Raw genomic sequence first — 22554 nt, 5'->3', positions numbered from 1 at the left:
TCCGAAACGATCATAAAATCCCCTCCCCTTATGCCAGCCCATACAGTCAGCCTGACGATGGGTTGGCTTTTTCCTTCAAGTCTGGATTGCAGACAGTCCGTGGTACAATATATGGACAAGCACCATACTTGAAATCAGGAGTTGTATCGAATATGAATCCTATTAACATACGCATGCTTGAAAATAATGAACAGCCACCGATGGAGCTGCTGCTACTGGCGGACCCTTCAGAGAAACTGATTCAAGCCTACCTGTATCGCGGACAATGCTATGTCGCTGGATGGGAGAAGGAGATGATCGGGGTTTATGTATTGCTGCCTACAAGGCCAGATACTGTAGAGCTTGTTAATGTTGCCGTGGATCCATCCTATCAGGGACAGGGTATCGGCAAAAAGCTCGTTCTCCATGCCTTACAAACTGCCCGGCAGCTTGGATATGCCACCATTGAAGTCGGAACAGGCAGTACAGGCGCTAATCAGCTGATGCTGTATCAGAAATGCGGCTTTCGAATGACAGGCATCGACCGCGATTTTTTCATTCGGCATTATGATGAAGAAATCATGGAGAACGGAATGCGGCTGTACGACATGGTACGCCTGTCTCAGGATTTATAATTGTTCCCGGCAGTTATCGCGTGAGCATATATCGGTAATCCCGGCGTCCCCCTGAAACATTAAAACCGCTCATATCCGAATGGCCGCACAGGCTACCTCCATTCTTCTTAAGAGCGGTTTCTTTATGTGTTTTATTTCGATGAAGAATTCTTCCCTTTCACCGTCTGATAGATAAACCCTATCGTGAATACTACGAGCATGACAGCATACGAGATTAAGGTAATCTCTACTGGATCGATCTCCACCGCATACGTCAGGTGAATCTGCGTTCCAATCATAAGCATAAGCAGCATATAATACTGTGATAAGCCTGCGATGGCCAAGTTCTGAGAAGCCCCATCCAGTGCAACGGACTGCCATAAAAACAGTAGCAGTGATAATAGCCATAACGAATTACCCAATAGGTAACTGTACACCTTGTTCATGGACAGTTTCGCAAACTGCCTGCCTCCCCAGAACCAGAACAACACAAAACCGATGTTCAGGGTCCAGAGTAACATTCCGGAGAAGGGTATACTATACATCAATAAGTAAAAGAGCCAGCCTGCAATGAATGGCGCCAGCACAATCAGTATGTGTTTATTTTTCGCTATGTAATTACTCAAAATCTCTCTCCTCACTCAGCAGCATATTCCATGATCCAGCAATCCCGATATTCACCTTCATGCCATTCATGGCGCTGAATATATTTCTTTTTTACAAAGCCGGCCTTTTCGTACACTCTAAGCGCCCGCTTATTCCATGCCTGGGGGTCCATGACAACCTTCTTCGCTCCTGCATAAACTGTCAAATAACGAACCATAGACGTTATCAGCTCGGTTCCAATACCCCGGTTCCATATCGACGCTTCTCCAATGAACTGATCCATGCCGAAGATTTCCCCTGAAAACCCGGCGTATCCATACTCTTTCCGTTCCTCATCTGTGATCCTATAAAACTGGATATATCCTATATCCTGCCCATCATACTGAATGATACAGCGGGTATTTGAGTCATCATCGTCAAAAAAGTTCGCTTTCACCATTTCCAGATCATGAGGGCGATCCCGTCCCTCGTAATACATCAGCACCCGGGGATCACTCAGCCATTTCACCAGCAGAGATGCATCTGCCTCTTCCAGTTGACGAACGATCAGCTTGTTATGCTCGTATACGATCATGGATCATAACCCTTTCCTGTGCTTTCTTCGAATCATGGTAATCAGCACAACCATATGCCCGACCGTAATAAACAGTGTCAGCAGCGTTAACCATATAAGTGCATTTATACTGCTATGATTGCTATCCACTCTGAACAAGTAAACAGAAGTAACAGCCAGCACCACTCCGATCAGCCCAAACAATGCGGTAATGGCCGCTCTAAACCTGATCGCTTTATTCATCTGCCAAAACCCCCGATTCTTCTAAAATTATCCGTTTCGCAAATCTCTTACGATTGTACCATAAGGGCTTTAGTCCGGGGGAAACAAAAAAAGAAGCCGGCTGCCCGGCTCCTTCAATTTAACCCTGCTATTATTCGTTCAGTGTTTCGCTCCAGTCATGAACCATATGACCCTCAAGGTACTTCTCACAGTCCATCGCAGCCATACATCCGGAGCCTGCTGCTGTAATCGCTTGACGATAGCGGGTATCCTGTACGTCACCGCATGCGAATACACCTGGAATATTCGTCTCCGTTGTGCCCGGATTAACGAGAATATAACCGGTCGGATCCGTCGTAATTTGACCACCGAGGAAAGCGGTATTCGGTGTATGCCCAATGGCTACAAATACGCCCTCTGCTTCAATCAGTTCTTCCGCACCTGTCTCGTTGTTGCGGACTTTCAAGCCCTTCACACCGGTTTCGCTCGCAACCACTTCAAGCGGTGTGCGGTTAAGCGCCCACTGCACCTTCTCGTTCTCACGAGCCCGGTCCTGCATAATCTTCGATGCACGAAGCTCGTCCCGGCGGTGAACGATCGTTACGCTGGAAGCGAAACGAGTAAGAAAGCTTGCCTCTTCCATCGCGGAATCGCCGCCACCAATGACAATAATCTTTTTATTACGGAAGAAGAAGCCGTCACATGTTGCACATGTGCTTACACCGCGGCCCACATTCTCCTGCTCTCCAGGAATGCCAAGATATTTAGCCGAAGCACCCGTTGATATGATCACTGACTCAGCCAGCAGTTCTCCCATACCTTCAACGTTCACCTTGAATGGCCGCTTGGAGAAATCAACGGACTCCACCCAGGCACTTTTAAACTCGGCTCCGAAGCGTTCCGCTTGCTGACGCATGTTATCCATCAGTTCCGGTCCCATGATTCCTTGCGGAAATCCGGGGAAGTTCTCCACTTCAGTTGTTGTTGTTAACTGGCCTCCCGGCTGCATTCCCTCGATAACGAGCGGCTTCATGTTGGCGCGAGCCAAATAAATGGCTGCCGTCAAGCCTGCCGGTCCTGTTCCGATTACGATTGATTTGTACATATTGAAGGCCTCCTTCTAACGTCATCACTATCCATGCCTATATATATATCTTACCCTATTATTATATATTTTCTGTAAAAGGACGAAAGTTCTCATCATCTTGCTTGTCATTACTGCATATCTGTTCTATTTGACGCACATATCGTCGAACTGTAGATGATGAAATGCCGTAACGGACCGCTACCTCCTCATACGTATATGCACGGCCCCGTCTTTTCGCCGTCATATACTCAAGGGCTGCCGCCCATCCCGCCGTATTGCGGATATTAGGAATGTCAGGATAGAGCTTGCTCAAAAACTCCGACCACAGCACCTCTAGTTCCCTTTTCCAAAAATGATCAGAACGTTTGTCCATCATCTGGGTGGCTTGATCTAAGACCTTCTGCCAATCAGGATGCCAGTCAGGGAGAACCTCCTGCGTCTCACGTTCCTGATTGCGGCTCCGCTTGCTCTCCAGCTGCTGAAGCACAAGGCGTGCTGCATCCTTCAGATCCGCATCCTCACCTGGCTCTTGCAGGAAGGATTGAAGCGCATGCTGAACCTCATCATCTGCAATAAGCTCAAGCGTTCGAATCACCTGCAGCTTGATATGCGGATCACCATGGCGAAGTGCCCAGAAGAAAGAAGACCGGATTAGAGGGTTCTGTCTAGCCTCCTCCGTCATCACTTCCCCATCATATTCCCAGCGCTTGAACTGCTCCTCAAAAGGAAGATGATAATGATAACTCACTTTCATCACCTTCGTTCCTGTCGCCTGACGCTGCTGCAGCTGGGCAAGATAAAAGTCCGGAATAACCGACTCCTGGTCAAGTTTTTTGGCGTAACGCCAATACTTCTCAGCTGCTTCATAATGCCCGCTGTTACATGCCGCCGCTGCGGTATAATGATACAGGCTTGGATCGCTGCTGAACTCTTCGTCTTTGGATAACCGGCGGAAATGACCATAGGCCTCCTTATGCTTGCCAAGGATGCCCATCGTTGTCGCAAGCTTGAACACATGCTCCTGATGAAATGGAACGGTGGCAGCGAGCATTTCCACAAGCCGGTTGCGCTCCTCCATCTTTCCTTCATGCTGAAAGAAGATGGCTAGATTACACAGTCCGTGCAAATTCCCCGGCTCCTGCTCGAGCACTTCTTCAATCGTCTGCTTCGCCTTGGCGAACCGGCCCGTATAATAATAGGCAAGCGCCAAATTGTTGCGTGCTGCAAGGAAATCCGGGCAGTCGGCAACGATCTCCTCGAGCATTTTTACAGCCTGTGCGAACTTTCCTTCTTCAAGCAGCTCACGGGCACGTTCGTGTTCTACCATACCCTCACGGCTCTTAATGCGATTTACCTTCGCAGGACGATTCAACTCATAATGGAGAAGCTCCATTAATTCTTCAGCCTCGTCCATAAATTGACCGCTGGAGTCTTCCTCCAGATACGTAACAAGTGCCTCTTCCGCTTCCTCGAAACGCTCCATATTCGCATAGTTGTTCGCCATATAGAAATAACATTCGGTCATCGATGGCTCAACTTTATCCAGTATATGCTGCAGTACTGTGTTCGAGCCTTCGTAATCGCCGGTTTCCGACAATATTCCCGCCATATTGCAGTGATTCACCGGATTGTTCGGCTCATATTCAACCGCCTTGCGAAAATATTTCAATGCCTTTTCATATTGGTAACGATCGAGCGACTTCACTGCACGATCAAAGAAAAAGTTAGCATTCATTTCGATAGGTATAATATTGTGAAGGTCATCTGACCCTGATTGAAATCTATTCACGGAAGCAAGACACCTCCTTTAACTTGCTCCTCTATCCACAACAGTATAACACGTTACACCGTCGTTTGCAGATAAAAAGACGCCGGTTTTTTACACCCCGGCATCTTTGAATAATGTTGCTATGGATCCACCCTCAGTAATAATATTCGTGGCCTGTGCCAGCATCGGTGCTACAGATAATACTTTCACAAATCCTTTATACTGATCAGGCAATGCAATCGAGTCTGTAATAACGAGCTCCTCGATATGCGCATGGTCAAGCCGGTCCAGTGCCTGACCGGAAAATACACCATGTGTAGCACACACAATAGCATCCCTGGCCCCGCGTTCCTTCAATCCCTCAACCACATGGACAATGGTCGAACCTGTATCAATCAAATCTTCAATAATAATAGGAGTTCGGCCCGCTACATCCCCAATCACATGCGTAATGACCGACTCATTGTGCGCCGGACGCTGCTTAATCATGATAGCGAACGGTGAACCCAAGCGGTTAGCCAGCTTTTCGGCAGTGGAAGCACGACCAGCGTCTGGTGAGACGATGACCGGATTTTCGATTTGTTTGCTTTTTAGATAATCCGTAATCAGGTCAAGTGCCGTTAAGTGATCCACTGGAATATTGAAAAAGCCTTGAATTGCCGGTGCGTGCAGGTCAATCGTGATGACGCGGTTCGCACCTGCGGTTGTCAGCACATCCGCTACCATTTTTGCCGAGATGGGCTCTCTTGGTGCCGACTTACGCTCCTGCCGGGCATAGCCGTAGTAAGGAACAATAATATTGACCGTCCGTGCTGAAGCCCGCTTGGCCGCATCAATCATTACAAGCAGCTCTACGAACATCTCATTAATAGGATGAGAGAATGACTGGACAAGAAATACATCACAATTCCGGATGCTTTCCTCATAATGAACATAAATTTCACCACTTTGAAAACGGGAAATTTTCATTTTCCCCAATTCAATACCTAGCCGATCAGCTATACTCGCAGCAAGCTGCGGATTGGATGAGCCGGCGAACAATCGAAGTTTATGATACATGGGTTCCTCCTGGATACCGAAAATGGTTAGGAATAGTTTATGAGTCTTACAGATACAGCCTAAGAAATCGCTGTCGCTAAAGCAGGCTGTCCCCGTACCTGGATCAACCCGCAAAGAGGGTCTCACAGTAAACGAAGACAGCCGTATTGACAATAACTCATTATACACTATCTCTATTATATATCGGTTTGCCCTATTCTTTCAAAAGCACCATTTTCCTGATCCGATTTTCAAAGGTTGCAACCTTTTCTACTCCAAGTTCCTCTAACAAGGAGCGTGCTGTGTCTAAATGCTCTCCAAGTTTCTGCGGCTGGTGCGCATCGGAGCCAAGCGTCAGCGGAATGCCGAGTCTGATCGCCCCTTCAAGCATACGGCGGCTTGGGAACATTTCTTCGCAGGCTTTCGAAAGGCCTGATGCATTCAGCTCCATCGCCTTTCCGCTGCGGCTGACAGCTGCAAGCGCGGCATGCTCCATCGCGATTACTTCATCGGCATGCTCTTCTCCCGGACCGAAGCCGAACCGTTTAATCACATCCAGATGACCCATGATATCGTACAGACCGGTAGCAGCCGCCTTCTGTACAGCATCATAGTACTGACGATATACCGTGAGCGGGTCCTTGCCTTCCCACCCATGGGTTTGGCGGAAGTCGGTAATGTCCCATTCTCCCAGAAAATGAACAGAGCCAATTACATAATCCCAGGGATAATCCTGAATGATTTTCTCGATCTGCTGTTCATAACCTTCAATATAGTCTCCTTCAAGGCCAATACGCACTTCAATCTGCCCCTTATAACGCTCCTTCAGAGCCAGGCATTCCTCGACATAACGGGGAAGCTCCTCCATGGGCATGGCCATTTCCGGATAGTAATCCTCAGGTTTTACATGAATAAGCGGCATATGATCGGATAAACCGATTTGGTGCAAGCCCATCTCGATTCCCCGCTTAACGTATTCTTCCAGCCCTCCAACAGCATGGCCGCAGCGCGCATGGTGGGTATGATAGTCGATATACATAAAACTTACGCCCCCTAGTCGCGGCGAGGCCGTTCATGCCGGCGGCTTAACTCGTTCATAATATCATCCAGCGGCAGCTTGCGCTCCTGGAGCAGAACAAGCAGATGATAGATCAGATCACTCACTTCGAGACGCAGTTCATCGTTATCCTTATTTTTCGCAGCGATGATCGTCTCGGACGCTTCTTCGCCGACTTTTTTCAGGATCTTATCAACGCCTTTATCGAACAGATATGTCGTATAAGCCCCTTCCGGGCGCTCGATTTCGCGTTTCGCGATTATCTCCTCCAGCTCAGCCAGCACCTTAAAACGATTGCTTAACGCCGGCGTATCGACAACACCGGATAAACTCGGTTGTCCCGCAATCGTAATCTCGTTAAAGAAGCAGCTGACTTCACCGGTGTGACATGCCGGACCCTTCGGATTCACCTGCACCAAAAGTGTATCGCCATCACAGTCATACGCCAAGGATACAACCGACAGAATATTGCCGGATGTCGCTCCTTTATGCCACAGCTCTTGCCGTGAGCGGCTCCAGAACCATGCTTCCCCGCTCTCGAGCGTAAGCCTCATGGATTCCCGGTTCATATAGGCCATCATCAGCACTTGTTTATCCTCAGCATCCTGGATAATTGCCGGCACAAGCCCTGCTTCATCCCAGCGAATATGCTCAATTATCTGCTCCAGCGAAAGATTCTGCTTCATAAAGTCACTCACCGTATGTCCACTCCTTTTAGCTTTAAGTATTGTTTGAGATCCGGGATGGCAATTTCTTTATAGTGAAAAATGGTCGCCGCAAGTCCTGCATCGGCTCTTCCCGCTGTAAATACATCATAGAAATGTTCCTCTCGCCCGGCTCCGCCCGATGCGATCACCGGAATGCCCACCGTGCTGGATACAGCAGACGTCAATGCGATGTCAAAGCCATCCTTCGTGCCGTCTGCATCCATACTCGTCAGCAAAATTTCTCCCGCACCAAGTGACTCCGCCTGCTTCACCCATTCCAGCGCCTTTAGTCCGGAAGGGGTACGTCCGCCATGCGTGTATACTTCCCACTCATCCCAAGCCTCATTGTATTTAGCATCTACAGCCACCACAATGCACTGGGACCCGAATCTCCGGGCACCTGCCGAGATCAATTCCGGCTGCCGTACAGCTGCTGTATTAATCCCGATTTTATCGGCTCCGGCACGCAGTATCCGCTTCATATCTTCCACCGATGATATTCCGCCTCCTACCGTGAACGGAATCGCGATCTCTCCCGCCGTGCGCCGCACGACCTCTTCCATCGTGGCACGGCCCTCAACGGATGCCGAGATATCCAGGAAGACCAGCTCATCAGCCCCTTCCCGATCATACAGCGCAGCAAGCTCCACGGGATCACCCGCATCACGGAGATTAACAAAGTTAACTCCTTTTACAACCCGCCCGTCCTTTACATCCAGACATGGAATAATCCGCTTAGCCAGCATATCGCTCGCCCCTCTCCCCCTATATCCTCATCCACTTCATAACCTCTATCCAATAACGGTTACCGCTTCATTCAGATCGATGCTGCCTGTATAGAGAGCCTTACCGACAATGGCTCCGCCAACCCCGTCTGCATGATGCTTACTGAGCGCCTTTAGATCGTCCAGCCTGGTCACACCGCCGGAAGCGATAACCGTACGTCCGCTTGCTTTTGCTAAAGATACAATAGCCTCCACATTCGGCCCCTGCATCATGCCGTCACGGGAAATATCCGTAAATATAAACGTCTCTGCGCCTTTTGATGCCAGCTCTTTCGCAAGCACTTCCGCCTGTACTTCAGAAGTCTCCAGCCATCCGCGAGTGGCAACGAAGCCGTTACGGGCATCGATCCCGATCGCAACCTTGTCGCCATACTTGCCCAGAACCTCTTCTGTAAAAGCACGGTCTTCAATAGCAGCTGTCCCAATGATGACCCGGCTTACGCCAAGGGAGAGCAGACGTTCAACATCAGCAAGTGTGCGAAGTCCGCCGCCTACCTGCACGGGCACATTCAATTTCGATGCAATTTCTCCGATGATTGCATCATTGACAGGATGGCCTGCCTTCGCCCCGTCCAGATCAACCAGATGAACATATGTGCCGCCTTGCTCTTCCCATGAACGAGCGACCTTCAGCGGACTATCATTGTAAATCGTCTCCTGACTGTAGTCTCCTTGCACCAGTCTTACACATTTGCCGCCAAGAATATCGATGGCCGGATATATGATAAATGATGACATATTCATCCCCGCTTCCTAAATTTTATTTACTCTCTGTATCGGTTAGCTTTAAAAAGTTACGCAGCAGACTCATACCGAGCTCTCCGCTTTTCTCAGGGTGAAACTGCATGCCGTACACGTTGCCGTCTCCAACAATCGCTGTCACGTCTTGACCATAGTCTGTTACTGCGAGCAGATGCGACTCTGCCTCAGGAAGGACATGATATGAATGCACGAAATACACATGCCCTTCCTCAAGCCCCGCAAACAGCGGATGATCCGGATTTTTGAACTGCAGACGATTCCACCCCATATGAGGCACTTTATAATCGCCGCCAGGAAACCGCACGACCGATCCGGGCAAAATATTCAGCCCCTCATGGCGTCCATGCTCCTCGCTATCCGTGAACAGGAGCTGCATCCCCAGGCAAATGCCAAGTAGCGGCTTCGTGCCGGTTGCGGCCTCCTTCATAACCTCATCCAGTCCCGTCTCCCGTAAATGCTCCATCGCATCACCGAATGCCCCTACGCCAGGCAAAATAATCCCGTCTGCCGCGAGGATTTCCTCACGCGAGCCGGTGACAAGCGGCTCATATCCGAGCCGCTCCACCGCTTTACTTACACTGTGCAGATTGCCCATGCCGTAATCCACAATCGCAATCGCCATGGCTTACAGCACTCCCTTCGTAGATGGCACACCTGTTACGCGCGGATCAATGCTTGTCGCTTCATCAAGCGCCCGCCCGAGCGCCTTGAACACAGCCTCAATCATATGATGCGTGTTACGGCCGTAGTGCACAATGACGTGCAGCGTAATTCGGGCTTCCAGCGCCAGCTTCCACAAGAACTCATGCACCAGCTCCGTGTGGAATGACCCAACCTGCTGGGAAGGGTACTCGGCGCGATACTCAAAATGCGGACGGTTGCTGACATCAATGACAACCTGGGCCAGCGCCTCATCCATCGGCACGAACACGCTCGCATAACGCTTGATCCCTTTTTTGTCACCCAATGCTTCACGAAGCACCTGACCGAGACAGATGCCAATATCCTCGACCGTATGATGATCGTCAATCTCGATATCCCCGCTTGCTTTCACACTCAGGTCAAACTGTCCGTGCTTGGTGAACAGGTCCAGCATATGATTCAGAAAAGGAACGTCTGTCTCCAGCTCAGATACCCCGGTCCCGTCTACATTAAATTGAAGAGATATGTCCGTTTCATTCGTTCTGCGGCTGACACTGGATGTCCGCCCTTTAGCCTCAAAGCTGCTCACGATGATTGCCCCCCTGTATTTGATTCCTGCTCCAACCGAACAGCGATTGCTCGTGCGTGTCCTTCGAACCCTTCACGCCGGGCCAGCTCCATAATCGTCTCGCCGTTACGGAGCAGCGCCTCCTTGCTGTAGTAAATCATGCTTGATTTCTTAATAAAATCATCCAAGTCCACCGGTGATGAAAATCTCGCCGTTCCGTTCGTCGGAATGATATGATTCGGTCCTGCGAAATAATCACCGACCGGCTCTGAGCTGTACTTCCCAAGGAAGATCGCACCCGCATTTTCGATCTGGCCTGCAAGCGCCATCGGCTCTTCTGTCATGATTTCCAAATGCTCCGGAGCCAATCGGTTAACCACATCGATCCCCTCCTGAAGGGTATCCGTCACGATGGCAGCTCCATAGCTGTCTATCGATGCCCGGGCGATATCCCGTCTTGGCAGCAGCTCCAGCTGACGTTCCACCTCAGCCGACACCGCCTCAGCAAGAGCCTGCGACGGGGTTACGAGAACAGCCGATGCCATCTCGTCATGCTCTGCCTGTGACAGTAGATCTGCCGCAACGAAAGACGGCTGCGCCGTATCATCAGCCAGCACCACAATTTCGCTTGGTCCTGCGATGCTGTCGATATTAACGACCCCGTACACTTCACGCTTAGCCAGAGCGACATAAATATTGCCCGGGCCGCAGATTTTATCTACAGGCGCGATCGAATCGGTTCCGTAAGCCAGCGCCGCAATCGCCTGCGCACCTCCCGCACGGTACATCTCTGTCACACCTGCTTCGGCAGCTGCAACCAGAATATAAGGGTCGATTCCTTCCACCCCGCGGGTTGCCGGCGGCGTAACCATTACGATCTCCGGCACGCCGGCTACCTGCGCCGGGATCACATTCATGAGCACAGAGGAGGGATAAGCTGCCTTACCGCCAGGGACGTAAACGCCGACCCGCTTCAGCGGCCGGATGATCTGACCGAGAATGCTGCCATCCGGCTGAAAATCCATCCACGAGCTCCGCTTTTGCTTCATATGGAATGCACGGATATTATCCGCAGCAGCCCGAATAGCCGTCACAAAAGATGCCTCCACACGGTCATAAGCTGCCTTCATTTCCGCTTCCGTCACACGAAGCTGATGTGCCTCAAGCCTTATGCTGTCGAATTGCTCGGTATAACGCAGCAGCGCGGCATCCCCCTCAGCACGTACCGCTTGAACCACAGCCTTTACCGTTTCATTCTGCTCCGGTGTTCCGTAATCGCTCTCCCGCTGCAGCTTGAAATCCCGTACCGATACCACTTTCATCCTAGATTCCTCCCTACCTCTCCTCTTCGTGCTTGGTGCTAGCCATTCAATTTCCCTATCTATTCGCTTCTTCAGCCACGATCACCTTTTGCAGGCGGTCGCACAGCTCCTGGATTTCTCTATTCTTCATTCGGTAGCTCACCCGGTTCGCAATCAGCCGGCTCGTAATCTCGAACAGACTGTTCATCTCCACCAGCCCATTCTCCTTCAGCGTCTGTCCTGTCTCCACCATATCGACAATTCGATCGGCCAGCCCGATCAGCGGTGCAAGCTCAATCGATCCGTTCAGCTTTACAACCTCAACCTGCTGCCCCTGCTCCCGGAAATACTGTGATGCTACATTAGGATATTTCGTCGCCACCCGCTGCTGAATGCCCGGGGTCCAATTCGGCAGCCCGATGACGGACATCCGGCATCTCGCAATGCCGAGGTCAAGCAGCTCATATACGTCCTTATTCTCTTCCATAAGTACATCTTTGCCTACGATGCCGATATCGGCTACACCGTATTCCACATAGGTAGGCACATCGACCGGCTTAGCCAGAATGAATTCCATGCCTGCTTCCGGCAGCGAAATAACCAGCCTTCGAGTATCATCCACATCCATCGGAATCGGAAGTCCTGCCAACCGGAATAACTCGGATGCCTTCTTATAGATTCTTCCTTTAGGCATAGCGACTTTTAATATTTCTGCCATGCTCCGCACCTCCTTATGTCAAGATATCGTTTATGAGAATCGGATAATCTCCGAATACCCTTGATAAAGCAGTCCGCTCTCTGAAGCATTATCGTGTATAGCAAAATGGTCTTCCTCACCATCTCCGCTAAATAATGCGGTAACTACAACGTTCCCCTGACTCCTTAGCCGAGCTGCCTCGGCCAAGCCTTCCTTACGCTTTTGTGCTGTATATTCAATCCGTACCGGAAGCGGCCCGGATGCTTGCTCCACCTGCACCCCATCCAGAATCCGGTTCGTTTTTAAGGCAAATCCCGTCGCCGGCGCATTCCGACCAAACTGCTGAAGCAGCTTATCATAACGTCCGCCGCTTGCTACAGGGGATCCGATCTCAGCCGCGTATCCTTCAAAAATCATTCCCGTATAATAAGAAAAGTCTCCGATCATCGTCAGATCAATCAGCACATGCTCCGAAACACCATAAGCTTCAAGCACTTCCCACACCTTGCATAAATGGTCAATCGAGGAATGAGCCAACGGATCACCGCTAAGCTCCAGCGCTTGTTCACAGACCTCTCGGCCGCCCCGCAGCCGAAGAATACCTTCCAGCTTCGCTGCCTGGCTGTCTGTCAGTGCGAGACCGGAAATGGTATTTCGATACCCGACATAGTCCCGATTGAGCAGATCATGCTTCAGGTTCTCTTGATCCTGAGGTCTTTCAGTCAGTACTTCCTCCAGTAATCCGTTCAGGAAGCCTACGTGTCCAAGAGCGATTTTAAACCTCTCCACACCGGATGCCTGCAGTGATTCAATCGCCAGCGCTACAACCTCTGCATCAGCATCCGGCGAGTCATCTCCTACAAGCTCAACACCGGTCTGGAAGAACTCCGCCTCCCTCCCGGCCTCCTCTTCAATCGCACGAAATACATTGGAGTGGTAAGACAGACGAATCGGCAATCGTTCTTCTTTCAGCAAGGATGCCACAACCCTGGCAATCGGAGCCGTGATATCAGAACGGAGGACCATCGTTGTACCCCGGTTATTGAGCAGCTTGAACAGCTTCTGGTCTGACGTCGAGCTGGCGACACCAACCGTATCGTAATATTCGATCGTCGGCGTCATAATCTGCTGGTAACCCCAGCGGTCCATGCATGCTAGGACCTGCTGTTCAATTTGGCGCAATCTTGCTGCCGCATGAGGGAGATAATCCCTGACACCAGCCGGTTTTTCAAAGCCTTTAGGTTTGGACATGACGTACACCTCAAGTCTATAATGATCTCGTTAACCATACCTTCATCACATTAAAGTGCTAATACGATAACAAATTAAAGAATATTGGATATGTTACCATGGATTCACTCTTATCGTCAATCGGTTAACAAGCAAATCCTTATAAAGTCTATTAACCAATTTATTTAGCAGGGAAATTAAACCATTCTCGCTTCCTGTCATTATAACCTACCGTCGCCTGACAAGGTGAGTAGAAATAAAACAATCTATTCCGAAGAAGCTAAAAGCTTTCCAAAGGAAAGCTGCATCGGAAGGATAAGCCTTTGTCCTCCAATTTCCACCTTACTTTGGAGGACAACAGCGATGGGAGGAATGATTCGTACCCGTAGCGCCCGAGCAACAAGAAAAAAGGGGCCCTCCCGCAAGATACCAGATCTTTTGGGATAGCCCCTTGAATATGACCCTAACGCTAGAGTCATTATGAAATTATACTTACATTCCCGCCGATTTCTTCCCGGTGTCCGGCTTCGTTTGAACTCCTTTTGCCGGATCTTTAGGCTTCAAGGAACGCGGAACGCTGCCGAGCAGCATCCATGCTCCTGGAATGCGTCTTAGAATAAACTGAACCACCAATGCACTCACGATCAACGCAGACAGCATACCACCGTAGATCCAGATCAGATAATCATCCGTAACCGGATTAAGATTGAAGTCGAACATACGGTAGAACGCAAGCCATAGCGGGTGAACCAGATAGATGGCAAAAGACAGCTCACCAATTCGGGTTAACAGAGCAATAATCTTCTTCCATCCGCTTTTATACAGCCAATTCGCAGCCTGCATCAATACGATGGCCGAGAAGATCGTGTGCATGTTCCACAAAAATTCATATAATAATGAGTCATATTTTGCTCCATGAAGACGTGAATTATACCAGATCTGCACATGTGTCAGTGCAAGCAGCAGCCAGCCGCCCCACAGTCCAATGGTAGCCATCTTTTGACGGTTCGTTTGATTCTTCCACGTTGAGGTCAACCATACTTTATACTTGTCATAGTTAATCGCCAGATAAGCACCCAGCATATAGTAAGCCAGGTAGGAAATCGAAAGACTTCCTTTCATTGTGATTTTCCATTCAAGCTTATTCATGATAATAAAGCCCCATTGGAGCAGGAATCCAATCGGCACTGCCCAGCGCACCAGAAAGCGGGATGACTTGAACAGCTTCAGGAATATCGGGAACAGAATATAGAACTGTAAACTGATAAACACAAAGTATAAGTGCGTATAGTTCTGACCTCTAGCCAATCTCTCCAGGAACACAGGAATCTGTGCACTAAGATCTAATGAACTGTTCAGCATTCCGTTCTGATATAACCGGACAAAGAAGTAACCGATCGAGATCAGCAAATAAGGCAGCAAAATGTACAACAGCCGTCTTTTATAGAACGTACCGATCAGGTTCTTCGTCAATGGACGATCATAGTAATTGTAGAACAGCACAAAGCTGCTCAGAAAGATAAATGAAGGTGTTCCATACTTAAAAAATATGTTCAGAAAGTTAATAATATAGTAGAAACGAGAATCGATCGCATCCACTGTTGCAAAAGATGTCGCATGCACATGCAGCACGCCCAGAATAGCCAGGGCCCGGTAAATATCCAGCTGCGGCAGCCTTTCCTTCCTAATTTGAGGTGTTCCCATACTTTTAATTTCTCCTTTAGAAAATAGAGTAGAAACAGACCCGCAAACAGCAGCATCAAAATACGCTCGGCTTGTCGTTCATAACAATAGAGCGCAGCGGCTGATAACTGAATTGCTCCTAACAACATGAATAGCTGTGATTGAAGTACTCACTTTCCTGCCAACGAAAAAGCCCCTCAAGGAGATATACCAAGGGGGACCATTCATTTTTTCACCTGTTGTTTGCCCTACTTATTTTACAATAAAACAGACTCTATTGGAACCTGTGACAACATATTGTCTCAAATTGACTCGTCTTCCGGTGTTGCCCGTTTGAGCTCCCGCAGCGGATTCCCTCCTACAAAGGCTCCCGGGGCAACATCCTTATGTACAACCGCGCCGGCTGCAACCACCGCTCCGTCACCAATCGTAACGCCTGGAAGAATGGTTGTGTTCGCTCCGATCAGTACATTTTCACCAATGACAACTTCGCCAAGTCGGTATTCCTTTATTAAATACTCATGAGCAAGGATTGTCGTGTTATAGCCAATAACCGAATTCTCGCCCACCGTAATCTTCTCCGGGAAAAATACATCCACCATAACCATGAGTCCAAAAGCTGTATGCTTACCAACCTTCATCCCGAGGATATTCCGATAGATCCAGTTCTTCATTGGCAGTACAGGGCAATACCGTGCCAGTTGAACAAAAATAAAGTTTTTAACTCCCTTGATCGGACTCACCGTGCGATAAATATGCCACAGCGCATTATGTCCGTCTATGGGGTGGCGGGTCACATTTCTAGCCATGGCACCCGGCTCCTATTCCTGTTTCTGTCCTACAATCGTATAAATATCTCGCATATCCTTCAAAATATAATCTGCTCCGTGATCACGCAGCAGCTGCTCGCCCTTCAGCGACCAGGAAACCCCTGCAGCTAACGCACCGGCAGCCTTGGCTGACTGAATATCTACGGTACTATCGCCTACCATGAGCGTTGTTGCCGGATTGCAGCCAATCTTTTCAATTGCCTTGAGTACCGGTTCAGGATGGGGCTTTGGATGCTCCACATCATTCACGGTGACCACCGCAGACATATACTTATCCAGATTGAATTTCTCTAGAGTCATGAGTGTGCTTGGCCTTATCTTGGTCGTAACAATCCCCATAGAGATACCCTTGCTATGGAGCCATTCCACTACTTCGTTTACGTAAGGAAACGGTCGAACCATGTCATCATGATGCTGTTGATTATAAGCACGATACATAGGAACCAGTTCAGTTACGTCCTCCACTCCAGAGAAAGTTTGAAGCTGGTGCTCCAGTGTTGTGCCCATATGCGGTATAATTCCTTCCCTCGTTAAAGGGCCTTTTGGCCCCTTTTCAAATACATGCATAAACGAGGCTATGATTAATTCATTGGTATCAATAATCGTGCCATCAAGATCAAATAGTACGGTTTCTATCATGCTGCCTACTCCTTTTTGTCCTCCGCCTCTATCTGTTTACCCTCATTTCCGGTGGAACCCCCGGCTTCTGCCGCATTCACTTTATCGTCTTTCCACTCACGGACTGCGCCTTGGTCTGGGGCTGGCCCCTGATGATTCTTCGGCTTACTTCCTTGCTGTGATTTGCGGTCAAGTGCCGCTTCCGGTGTTGGAGCAGAACCTGGTTTGGAGCATACGATCGGGTCCAGATAACGTACATTCGCCCTTCCCGTAACCCGTCTTACAATAATCCAGATCACTCCCGCAATGACAATCAGCACCGGCAACAGCTGCGAAATCCGTATATTACCATAGGCTGGATCTAAATAACCCTGCTCAAAGCCGAGCCATTTCATTGGACTCCACAAGCCATTAATGATCGCCTCTACGTACGAAGCTCCCTGAAATGCCAAGCTGTCTGTGCGTACAGCCTCAATATAGAAGCGGCCGATGGAATACCAGATGAAGTATCCGATGAACAGCTCACCCACACGCAAAAATTTCTGTCTGCGAAGTACTAGTAATAGAATGAGTCCTAACAAGTTCCACAATGATTCATATAAAAAGGTTGGATGATGGAATACTCCCTCAACATTCATCTGATTTACAATAAAGTCCGGCAGATGAAGATTATTACGAAGGAATGACTCCTCCACAGGTCCCCCGTATGCTTCCTGATTCACAAAGTTGCCCCAGCGGCCGATAAGCTGTCCTACCAGCAGCGAAGGCGCACATAAATCGGCAATTCGCCAAAAATTATAGCCTTTATAACGTGTGTAGATAATCGCACATATAATGGCTCCAATCAGGGCCCCGTATATTGCTATACCGCCGTTCCATATTTTAAATACATCCAGGAAGTTATCCTTATAATCTTCCCATTTAAAAGCCACATAATAAATCCTCGCGCCAATAATGGCTGAAGGTACACCAAGCAGCAGAAGATCCATGAAGAATTCCTGCGGGATGCCAAAGCGTTTCCCTTCACGGATTACAAGCAGAAGCCCCGCCAGAGCGCCCAATCCCAAAATAATACCGTACCAATGGACGCGAAGCGATCCGATTGAGAAGGCAACCGGATCGATCAGCAATGTAGACATTCAATTCCCCCCTTAGTCTAAATCATCCATATCGTCAGCAATCGTAGCCGTTAATTTATTCGTGAACTGTAAAGCCGCATTAAGACCCATTTGTTTCAAACGGTAGTTCATAGCAGCGACTTCAATAATAACAGCCAAGTTTCGTCCTGGACGAACCGGAATTGTAACCAGAGGGACATCCGTATCAATAATACGAGTCGTTTCTTCATCTAGGCCCAGACGGTCATATTGTTTATCCTGCTGCCAAGCTTCCAGACGCACGACCAATGTGATCCGCTTATTATTACGAACTGCACCCGCACCGAACAGCGTCATGACGTTAATAATGCCGACACCGCGGATTTCCAGCAAGTGACGGATTAATTCTGGTGCTGTACCGTGCAGCTGAAAATCTGACGTCTGACGGATTTCAACCGCGTCATCCGCGATGAGTCGGTGTCCTCTTTTCACGAGTTCCAGTGCGGTTTCGCTTTTACCAATACCGCTCGAACCTGTAATCAGCATCCCCACACCATATACATCACACAGAACGCCGTGAATGGTCGTAGTCGGGGCAAGCTTGCGCTCTAAAAAGCCCGTAATCCGGCTCGTTAATATCGTTGTCGCCATACTGCTTCTCAGTACGGGCAGGTCTTTCTCACTGCTGACCTCAATCAGCTCCTCCGGAACCTCCAGCGAGCGGGTAATAATAATGCACGGTGTTTCGTCCGTGCAGAGACTGCGCATGCGATCCCGGCGTTCCTCCGGCTTCAGCATTGCAAAGAAAGCTAATTCTGTGCGTCCCAACAGCTGAACCCGTTCGCGTGGGTGATATTCGAAATATCCTGCCATTTCCAGACCAGGACGGTTAAGATCGTCTGTTGTAATTTGGCGCTTCAGACCTGCTTCCCCTGAGATCACTTCCAGTTGGAATTGCTGCACCAGCTCAGAGACTTTCACTTTTTTGGCCATGGTTGTACCCCTTTTCGTTCGTATGTTAATCATCATTCGCTTAGCCAGCCAACTGCTGACCTCGCTCACACATGTATTTTGTAATGGATTATAATGGATAGCTAGCCGGCCGGTCTTTCTCTCCAGATAGACCAATAGCTATAGCCATAACACTCCTTCATTTTCTTCTTATTTAAATATTTAGATACTCATTCCGGATCAACTATGTAAGCTTTCTTCCTGATATCTTAAAGGATAATGGCACTAAATGCAATGTTCCCCGTTTCTTCCAACTAGGAGATTTTGACTGATTTCCAGCCCTGCTTGTCTCCTAAATTAATCTTGATTGTCACCTTATGCAATAGAGAACAACCACAGGATCTCCTTACCGGGTCCTATTAGCGATTAATTGTTGTATTTTCTTAAACTGCCCTTCAATCAAACAAAAAAACCGCCCCAGAGGGCGGTTTTTTCTAGAATGCCGACTGCCTGGGAATTATTCTCCCAACAAAACATTCTGTTCAGTCTCTTTATCAAAGATATGAACTTTGTTCATGTCGATTGCCAATTTAACATTGTCACCTTCACGAGTTGTAGAACGTCCGTCTACACGTCCGATAACGGTATCAGCACCCAGACCGCTCAGGTACAAGAGCATTTCGTGACCCAAGTTCTCGGTAACATCAACTTTAGCAGTAAAGATTGTGTTCGGAGAAGCTTCCAGGAACACTGGCTCTTCATGAATATCTTCTGGACGAAGACCAAGAATTACTTCTTTACCAATATAGCCTTTGTTCTTCAGAAGCTGAGCTTTACCACCTGGCACTTGAACGTTCAAGCCTTGAGCTGTGAAGTACACGCCGCCGTTTTGCTCAGACAATTTACCGTGGATAAAGTTCATTGTAGGAGAACCGATAAATCCTGCTACGAACAAGTTGCTTGGGCTATTGTAAAGCTGTTCTGGAGAATCAGCTTGCTGAATGATACCATCGTGCATTACTACGATACGGTCACCCATTGTCATAGCCTCAGTTTGGTCGTGCGTTACATAGATACAAGTCGTTTCAAGACGCTTAACGAGCTTCGTAATTTCAGCACGCATCTGACCACGAAGTTTAGCATCCAAGTTGGAGAGAGGCTCATCCATCAGGAAGACTTGCGGATCACGGACAATCGCACGGCCCAAGGCAACACGCTGACGCTGACCACCGGAAAGAGCTTTCGGTTTACGGTCAAGCAAGTGTCCGATATCCAAGATTTTAGCTGCTTCACGTACACGCTTGTCGATTTCTTCTTTCTTAACTTTACGAAGTTTCAAGCCGAAGGCCATGTTCTGATACACATTCATGTGCGGATACAAGGCGTAGGACTGGAATACCATCGCGATGTCACGGTCTTTAGGTGCTACATCGTTAACTACGCGGTCACCAATGTAGAGTTTTCCTTCAGTAATTTCTTCAAGTCCTGCGATCATCCGCAAAGTTGTGGATTTACCGCAACCTGAAGGTCCTACCAATACCAAAAACTCTTTATCTTTAATATCAAGGTTAATATCAGCTACTGTTGCCTTATCTGCTCCTGCATACTTCTTGAAAATGTGCTCTAAACGTACGCCTGCCATGCTTTTTTGCCCCCTCATAAATGTTATGAAATCGAATACATTTTATAGACTTAATATTAACCTATAGACTTCTGACTGACTATACACAAACTGCACAAAAATCTTATTTCCTTTTCGTCACTTTATACAATAGGAGAGTTATTTTCACCAAAACCGCATCACCAAAGCTTCGAACATCCAGCCCAGTCTCTTGTTTAATCTTATCCAGACGATACAAAAGCGTATTGCGGTGAATATACAACTGCTTGGCGGTTTCACTCACATTACAATCTAATTCAAAAAAGCTTTCCAACGTCGACAGTGTCTCTGCATCTTCAAATATTCCTGCATGATGGCCGGCATACTCCTCTAAGAACCGGTTCCGCTGTACTTCAGGTATACTAAACAATAAGCGCTCCAGATGAAGCCCATTTGATAGATGAATACGCTCTTTCACTTGAAATGTCCGACCGATAACCATCGTTTCACGCAGCTCTCTTAGCCCATTTGGAAGATCCTTTTGAACATTGATTGTCGGCATGGCCGCAATATGAAAGTCTCCCACCCATTCGTTAGAGACCAATTCGTACAGCCCCATACAAAAGAGCTCCAGTAAATTTTGGTCTCCTTCACCTGCGATTTCATCTTTATCATCCACCAGGTCATCCAGAAGGTGCGGATCAGCAAGAATAATCCATACCTTATCCTGCAGTGGAATTAACACAATCTCACCGCCAAAATAACTGCGGAGCAGCCTTTGCAGCGATTTAAATGTTGTCTGTGCCGGATGCTCGCTTTCATTAACGAGCAAAAAGGGAGTCATATGATCCACTAAGGAAATATTCCCTTTGTATTCTTCTGGCAGGCTGGCGTGATAATCATCAACCTTTATGCGTTCTTGCAGCCATTCGCCCAGCATTTGAGCGTATTGCTCCTCTTCACCCTTGCTATTATGGCGCGGGTTTTTGGCAGATGCGTCTGAGTCAGATAAATTAGAGAGCAGCAAGCCAATCAATTTAACCTCGGTCTCTGTAACCTGATCAGCTGGTGCTGCTATTACAGTAAGAGGCTCATGTCTTTCTGGTGTTGCGAACCAGACCTCTCCCTGCTTAGTAATATAAAAGGCCCCTGGTGCGGGCAGTACACTTACTGATTTTTCTTTTTTCGTTATATCGGCAGCCATATGTTCATCCACGGTCATGGAGTTCAAAAACATTCTGGCTTCTTTCTCATTCAGCGATTTAAGGGTCATAGGAATATCCAGCGTACTCTTCAAACTCTGTAGTATCTGCGCTATCTCCGTCATTGCTTGACTCCACCACTTTGTCTTTTTTTATTATTTTAGCATATCTATTACAAGGAACTGAAATTTTCGAAGAATTGAAATATTCATAGAACTGAAATATCCAAAGAACTGAAATACAAAAAAGCCGCCAACATTGTTGACGACTTCTGTGATGAGCCATGAAGGACTCGAACCTTCGACACCCTGATTAAAAGTCAGGTGCTCTACCAACTGAGCTAATGGCTCTTAAAACTGGTGGAGGATGATGGATTCGAACCACCGAACCCGTAAGGGAGCAGATTTACAGTCTGATGCGTTTGGCCACTTCGCTAATCCTCCAGAGTTGAAAGGTGGCTCGGGACGGAATCGAACCGCCGACACGAGGATTTTCAGTCCTCTGCTCTACCGACTGAGCTACCGAGCCATATTTAGTTTTTGTTAAAATAAATGGCGGAACTGACGGGATTCGAACCCGCGATCTCCTGCGTGACAGGCAGGCATGTTAGGCCTCTACACCACAGTTCCGCATTTAAAATAACTGGTGCCGGCGAGAGGACTTGAACCCCCAACCTACTGATTACAAGTCAGTTGCTCTACCAATTGAGCTACACCGGCATATTCATTTCAAAAAATCCAATGGTGGAGGCTGAGGGGTTCGAACCCCCGACCCTCTGCTTGTAAGGCAGATGCTCTCCCAGCTGAGCTAAGCCTCCAGGTATGTATGGTAGCGGCGGAGGGGATCGAACCCCCGACCTCACGGGTATGAACCGTACGCTCTAGCCAGCTGAGCTACGCCGCCATAACAACATTGGAATTTGCAATTAAGTTATATGAATGGCGGAGAGAGAGGGAT

At 48.4% G+C, this 22554-nt stretch carries 23 protein-coding genes and 7 tRNA genes; 1 reads left to right on the top strand and 29 read right to left on the bottom strand.

What is annotated here, in order from left to right:
- Positions 1 to 161: 161 nt before the first annotated feature.
- The gene (locus BN1234_RS00635; RefSeq protein WP_054954947.1) at positions 162 to 614 is read left to right on the top strand and encodes a GNAT family N-acetyltransferase; all 453 of its coding nucleotides are present in this window, start codon (positions 162 to 164) and stop codon (positions 612 to 614) included.
- 131 nt (positions 615 to 745) lie between these two features.
- Here BN1234_RS00635 and BN1234_RS00630 read toward each other — a convergent pair whose 3' ends face one another.
- The 29 genes from BN1234_RS00630 to BN1234_RS00490 all read right to left on the bottom strand — a co-directional run bounded on the left by BN1234_RS00630 (position 746) and on the right by BN1234_RS00490 (position 22500).
- Positions 746 to 1219, bottom strand: a complete 474-nt coding sequence (locus tag BN1234_RS00630; RefSeq protein ID WP_054954731.1) for a hypothetical protein — start codon at positions 1217 to 1219, stop codon at positions 746 to 748.
- 11 nt (positions 1220 to 1230) lie between these two features.
- Entirely contained in the window at positions 1231 to 1773 is a 543-nt protein-coding gene (locus tag BN1234_RS00625) for a GNAT family N-acetyltransferase (RefSeq protein ID WP_054954730.1), read from the bottom strand.
- Between the two features lie 3 nt (positions 1774 to 1776).
- Positions 1777 to 1995: a hypothetical protein gene (locus BN1234_RS00620; RefSeq protein WP_054954729.1), complete on the bottom strand. Its 219-nt coding sequence runs from the start codon at positions 1993 to 1995 to the stop codon at positions 1777 to 1779.
- Positions 1996 to 2125: 130 nt separating this feature from the next.
- Positions 2126 to 3079 carry a thioredoxin-disulfide reductase gene (trxB, locus tag BN1234_RS00615; RefSeq protein WP_054954728.1) on the bottom strand — a complete coding sequence of 318 codons (954 nt, stop codon included), beginning with the start codon at positions 3077 to 3079 and terminating at the stop codon, positions 2126 to 2128.
- Positions 3080 to 3140: 61 nt separating this feature from the next.
- The gene (locus BN1234_RS00610) at positions 3141 to 4796 is read right to left on the bottom strand and encodes a tetratricopeptide repeat protein (RefSeq protein ID WP_170307962.1); all 1656 of its coding nucleotides are present in this window, start codon (positions 4794 to 4796) and stop codon (positions 3141 to 3143) included.
- 144 nt (positions 4797 to 4940) lie between these two features.
- On the bottom strand, positions 4941 to 5888 hold the full coding sequence (locus BN1234_RS00605; protein ID WP_054954726.1) for a ribose-phosphate diphosphokinase: 948 nt from the start codon (positions 5886 to 5888) through the stop codon (positions 4941 to 4943).
- A gap of 193 nt (positions 5889 to 6081) precedes the next feature.
- Complete coding sequence (hisJ, locus tag BN1234_RS00600; protein ID WP_054954725.1) at positions 6082 to 6906, bottom strand: histidinol-phosphatase HisJ; 825 nt, start codon at positions 6904 to 6906, stop codon at positions 6082 to 6084.
- A gap of 14 nt (positions 6907 to 6920) precedes the next feature.
- Positions 6921 to 7622 carry a bifunctional phosphoribosyl-AMP cyclohydrolase/phosphoribosyl-ATP diphosphatase HisIE gene (hisIE, locus tag BN1234_RS00595; RefSeq protein WP_054954724.1) on the bottom strand — a complete coding sequence of 234 codons (702 nt, stop codon included), beginning with the start codon at positions 7620 to 7622 and terminating at the stop codon, positions 6921 to 6923.
- Entirely contained in the window at positions 7619 to 8377 is a 759-nt protein-coding gene (gene hisF / locus BN1234_RS00590) for an imidazole glycerol phosphate synthase subunit HisF (protein WP_054954723.1), read from the bottom strand. Before hisF ends, hisIE begins: the two co-directional genes overlap by 4 nt.
- Positions 8378 to 8422: 45 nt before the next feature.
- On the bottom strand, positions 8423 to 9154 hold the full coding sequence (gene hisA / locus BN1234_RS00585; RefSeq protein WP_170307951.1) for a 1-(5-phosphoribosyl)-5-[(5-phosphoribosylamino)methylideneamino]imidazole-4-carboxamide isomerase: 732 nt from the start codon (positions 9152 to 9154) through the stop codon (positions 8423 to 8425).
- Positions 9155 to 9176: 22 nt separating this feature from the next.
- Entirely contained in the window at positions 9177 to 9800 is a 624-nt protein-coding gene (gene hisH / locus BN1234_RS00580; RefSeq protein ID WP_054954721.1) for an imidazole glycerol phosphate synthase subunit HisH, read from the bottom strand.
- Positions 9801 to 9803: 3 nt separating this feature from the next.
- Positions 9804 to 10409 (bottom strand): imidazoleglycerol-phosphate dehydratase HisB, encoded by a 606-nt coding sequence (hisB, locus tag BN1234_RS00575; protein WP_054954720.1) that lies wholly within the window; start codon positions 10407 to 10409, stop codon positions 9804 to 9806.
- Positions 10406 to 11710, bottom strand: a complete 1305-nt coding sequence (gene hisD / locus BN1234_RS00570; protein WP_054954719.1) for a histidinol dehydrogenase — start codon at positions 11708 to 11710, stop codon at positions 10406 to 10408. Before hisD ends, hisB begins: the two co-directional genes overlap by 4 nt.
- 55 nt (positions 11711 to 11765) lie before the next feature.
- Positions 11766 to 12407 carry an ATP phosphoribosyltransferase gene (gene hisG / locus BN1234_RS00565; RefSeq protein ID WP_054954718.1) on the bottom strand — a complete coding sequence of 214 codons (642 nt, stop codon included), beginning with the start codon at positions 12405 to 12407 and terminating at the stop codon, positions 11766 to 11768.
- A 30-nt stretch (positions 12408 to 12437) separates the two neighbouring features.
- Positions 12438 to 13637, bottom strand: coding sequence for an ATP phosphoribosyltransferase regulatory subunit (locus tag BN1234_RS00560; protein WP_054954717.1), 1200 nt, complete (start codon positions 13635 to 13637; stop codon positions 12438 to 12440).
- A gap of 471 nt (positions 13638 to 14108) precedes the next feature.
- Positions 14109 to 15320: an acyltransferase gene (locus tag BN1234_RS00555; RefSeq protein ID WP_054954716.1), complete on the bottom strand. Its 1212-nt coding sequence runs from the start codon at positions 15318 to 15320 to the stop codon at positions 14109 to 14111.
- 281 nt (positions 15321 to 15601) lie between these two features.
- Complete coding sequence (locus BN1234_RS00550; protein ID WP_054954715.1) at positions 15602 to 16108, bottom strand: acyltransferase; 507 nt, start codon at positions 16106 to 16108, stop codon at positions 15602 to 15604.
- A 12-nt stretch (positions 16109 to 16120) separates the two neighbouring features.
- The gene (gene ppaX / locus BN1234_RS00545) at positions 16121 to 16768 is read right to left on the bottom strand and encodes a pyrophosphatase PpaX (RefSeq protein ID WP_054954714.1); all 648 of its coding nucleotides are present in this window, start codon (positions 16766 to 16768) and stop codon (positions 16121 to 16123) included.
- 5 nt (positions 16769 to 16773) lie between these two features.
- Positions 16774 to 17886, bottom strand: coding sequence for a prolipoprotein diacylglyceryl transferase (gene lgt / locus BN1234_RS00540; RefSeq protein WP_082423048.1), 1113 nt, complete (start codon positions 17884 to 17886; stop codon positions 16774 to 16776).
- A gap of 12 nt (positions 17887 to 17898) precedes the next feature.
- Complete coding sequence (hprK, locus tag BN1234_RS00535) at positions 17899 to 18837, bottom strand: HPr(Ser) kinase/phosphatase (RefSeq protein ID WP_054954713.1); 939 nt, start codon at positions 18835 to 18837, stop codon at positions 17899 to 17901.
- Between the two features lie 475 nt (positions 18838 to 19312).
- Positions 19313 to 20437: an ABC transporter ATP-binding protein gene (locus BN1234_RS00530; RefSeq protein ID WP_054954712.1), complete on the bottom strand. Its 1125-nt coding sequence runs from the start codon at positions 20435 to 20437 to the stop codon at positions 19313 to 19315.
- A gap of 103 nt (positions 20438 to 20540) precedes the next feature.
- Positions 20541 to 21722 (bottom strand): PucR family transcriptional regulator, encoded by a 1182-nt coding sequence (locus tag BN1234_RS00525; RefSeq protein ID WP_054954711.1) that lies wholly within the window; start codon positions 21720 to 21722, stop codon positions 20541 to 20543.
- Between the two features lie 152 nt (positions 21723 to 21874).
- Positions 21875 to 21947, bottom strand: a tRNA-Lys gene (locus BN1234_RS00520).
- A 7-nt stretch (positions 21948 to 21954) separates the two neighbouring features.
- Positions 21955 to 22040 (bottom strand) — tRNA-Tyr (locus tag BN1234_RS00515).
- Between the two features lie 12 nt (positions 22041 to 22052).
- Positions 22053 to 22125: transfer RNA gene (locus BN1234_RS00510), tRNA-Phe, on the bottom strand.
- Positions 22126 to 22149: 24 nt separating this feature from the next.
- Positions 22150 to 22226, bottom strand: a tRNA-Asp gene (locus BN1234_RS00505).
- A 14-nt stretch (positions 22227 to 22240) separates the two neighbouring features.
- Positions 22241 to 22316, bottom strand: a tRNA-Thr gene (locus tag BN1234_RS00500).
- Positions 22317 to 22338: 22 nt separating this feature from the next.
- Positions 22339 to 22414 (bottom strand) — tRNA-Val (locus tag BN1234_RS00495).
- A gap of 9 nt (positions 22415 to 22423) precedes the next feature.
- A tRNA-Met gene (locus BN1234_RS00490) sits at positions 22424 to 22500 on the bottom strand.
- Positions 22501 to 22554 lie beyond the last annotated feature (54 nt).

It is taken from the genome of Paenibacillus dakarensis, assembly GCF_001373415.1.
GTDB lineage: Bacteria > Bacillota > Bacilli > Paenibacillales > Paenibacillaceae > Paenibacillus_AQ > Paenibacillus_AQ dakarensis.
Note: the sequence above shows the minus strand (reverse complement) of the source record. Positions and strands in the feature narration are given on the sequence as shown.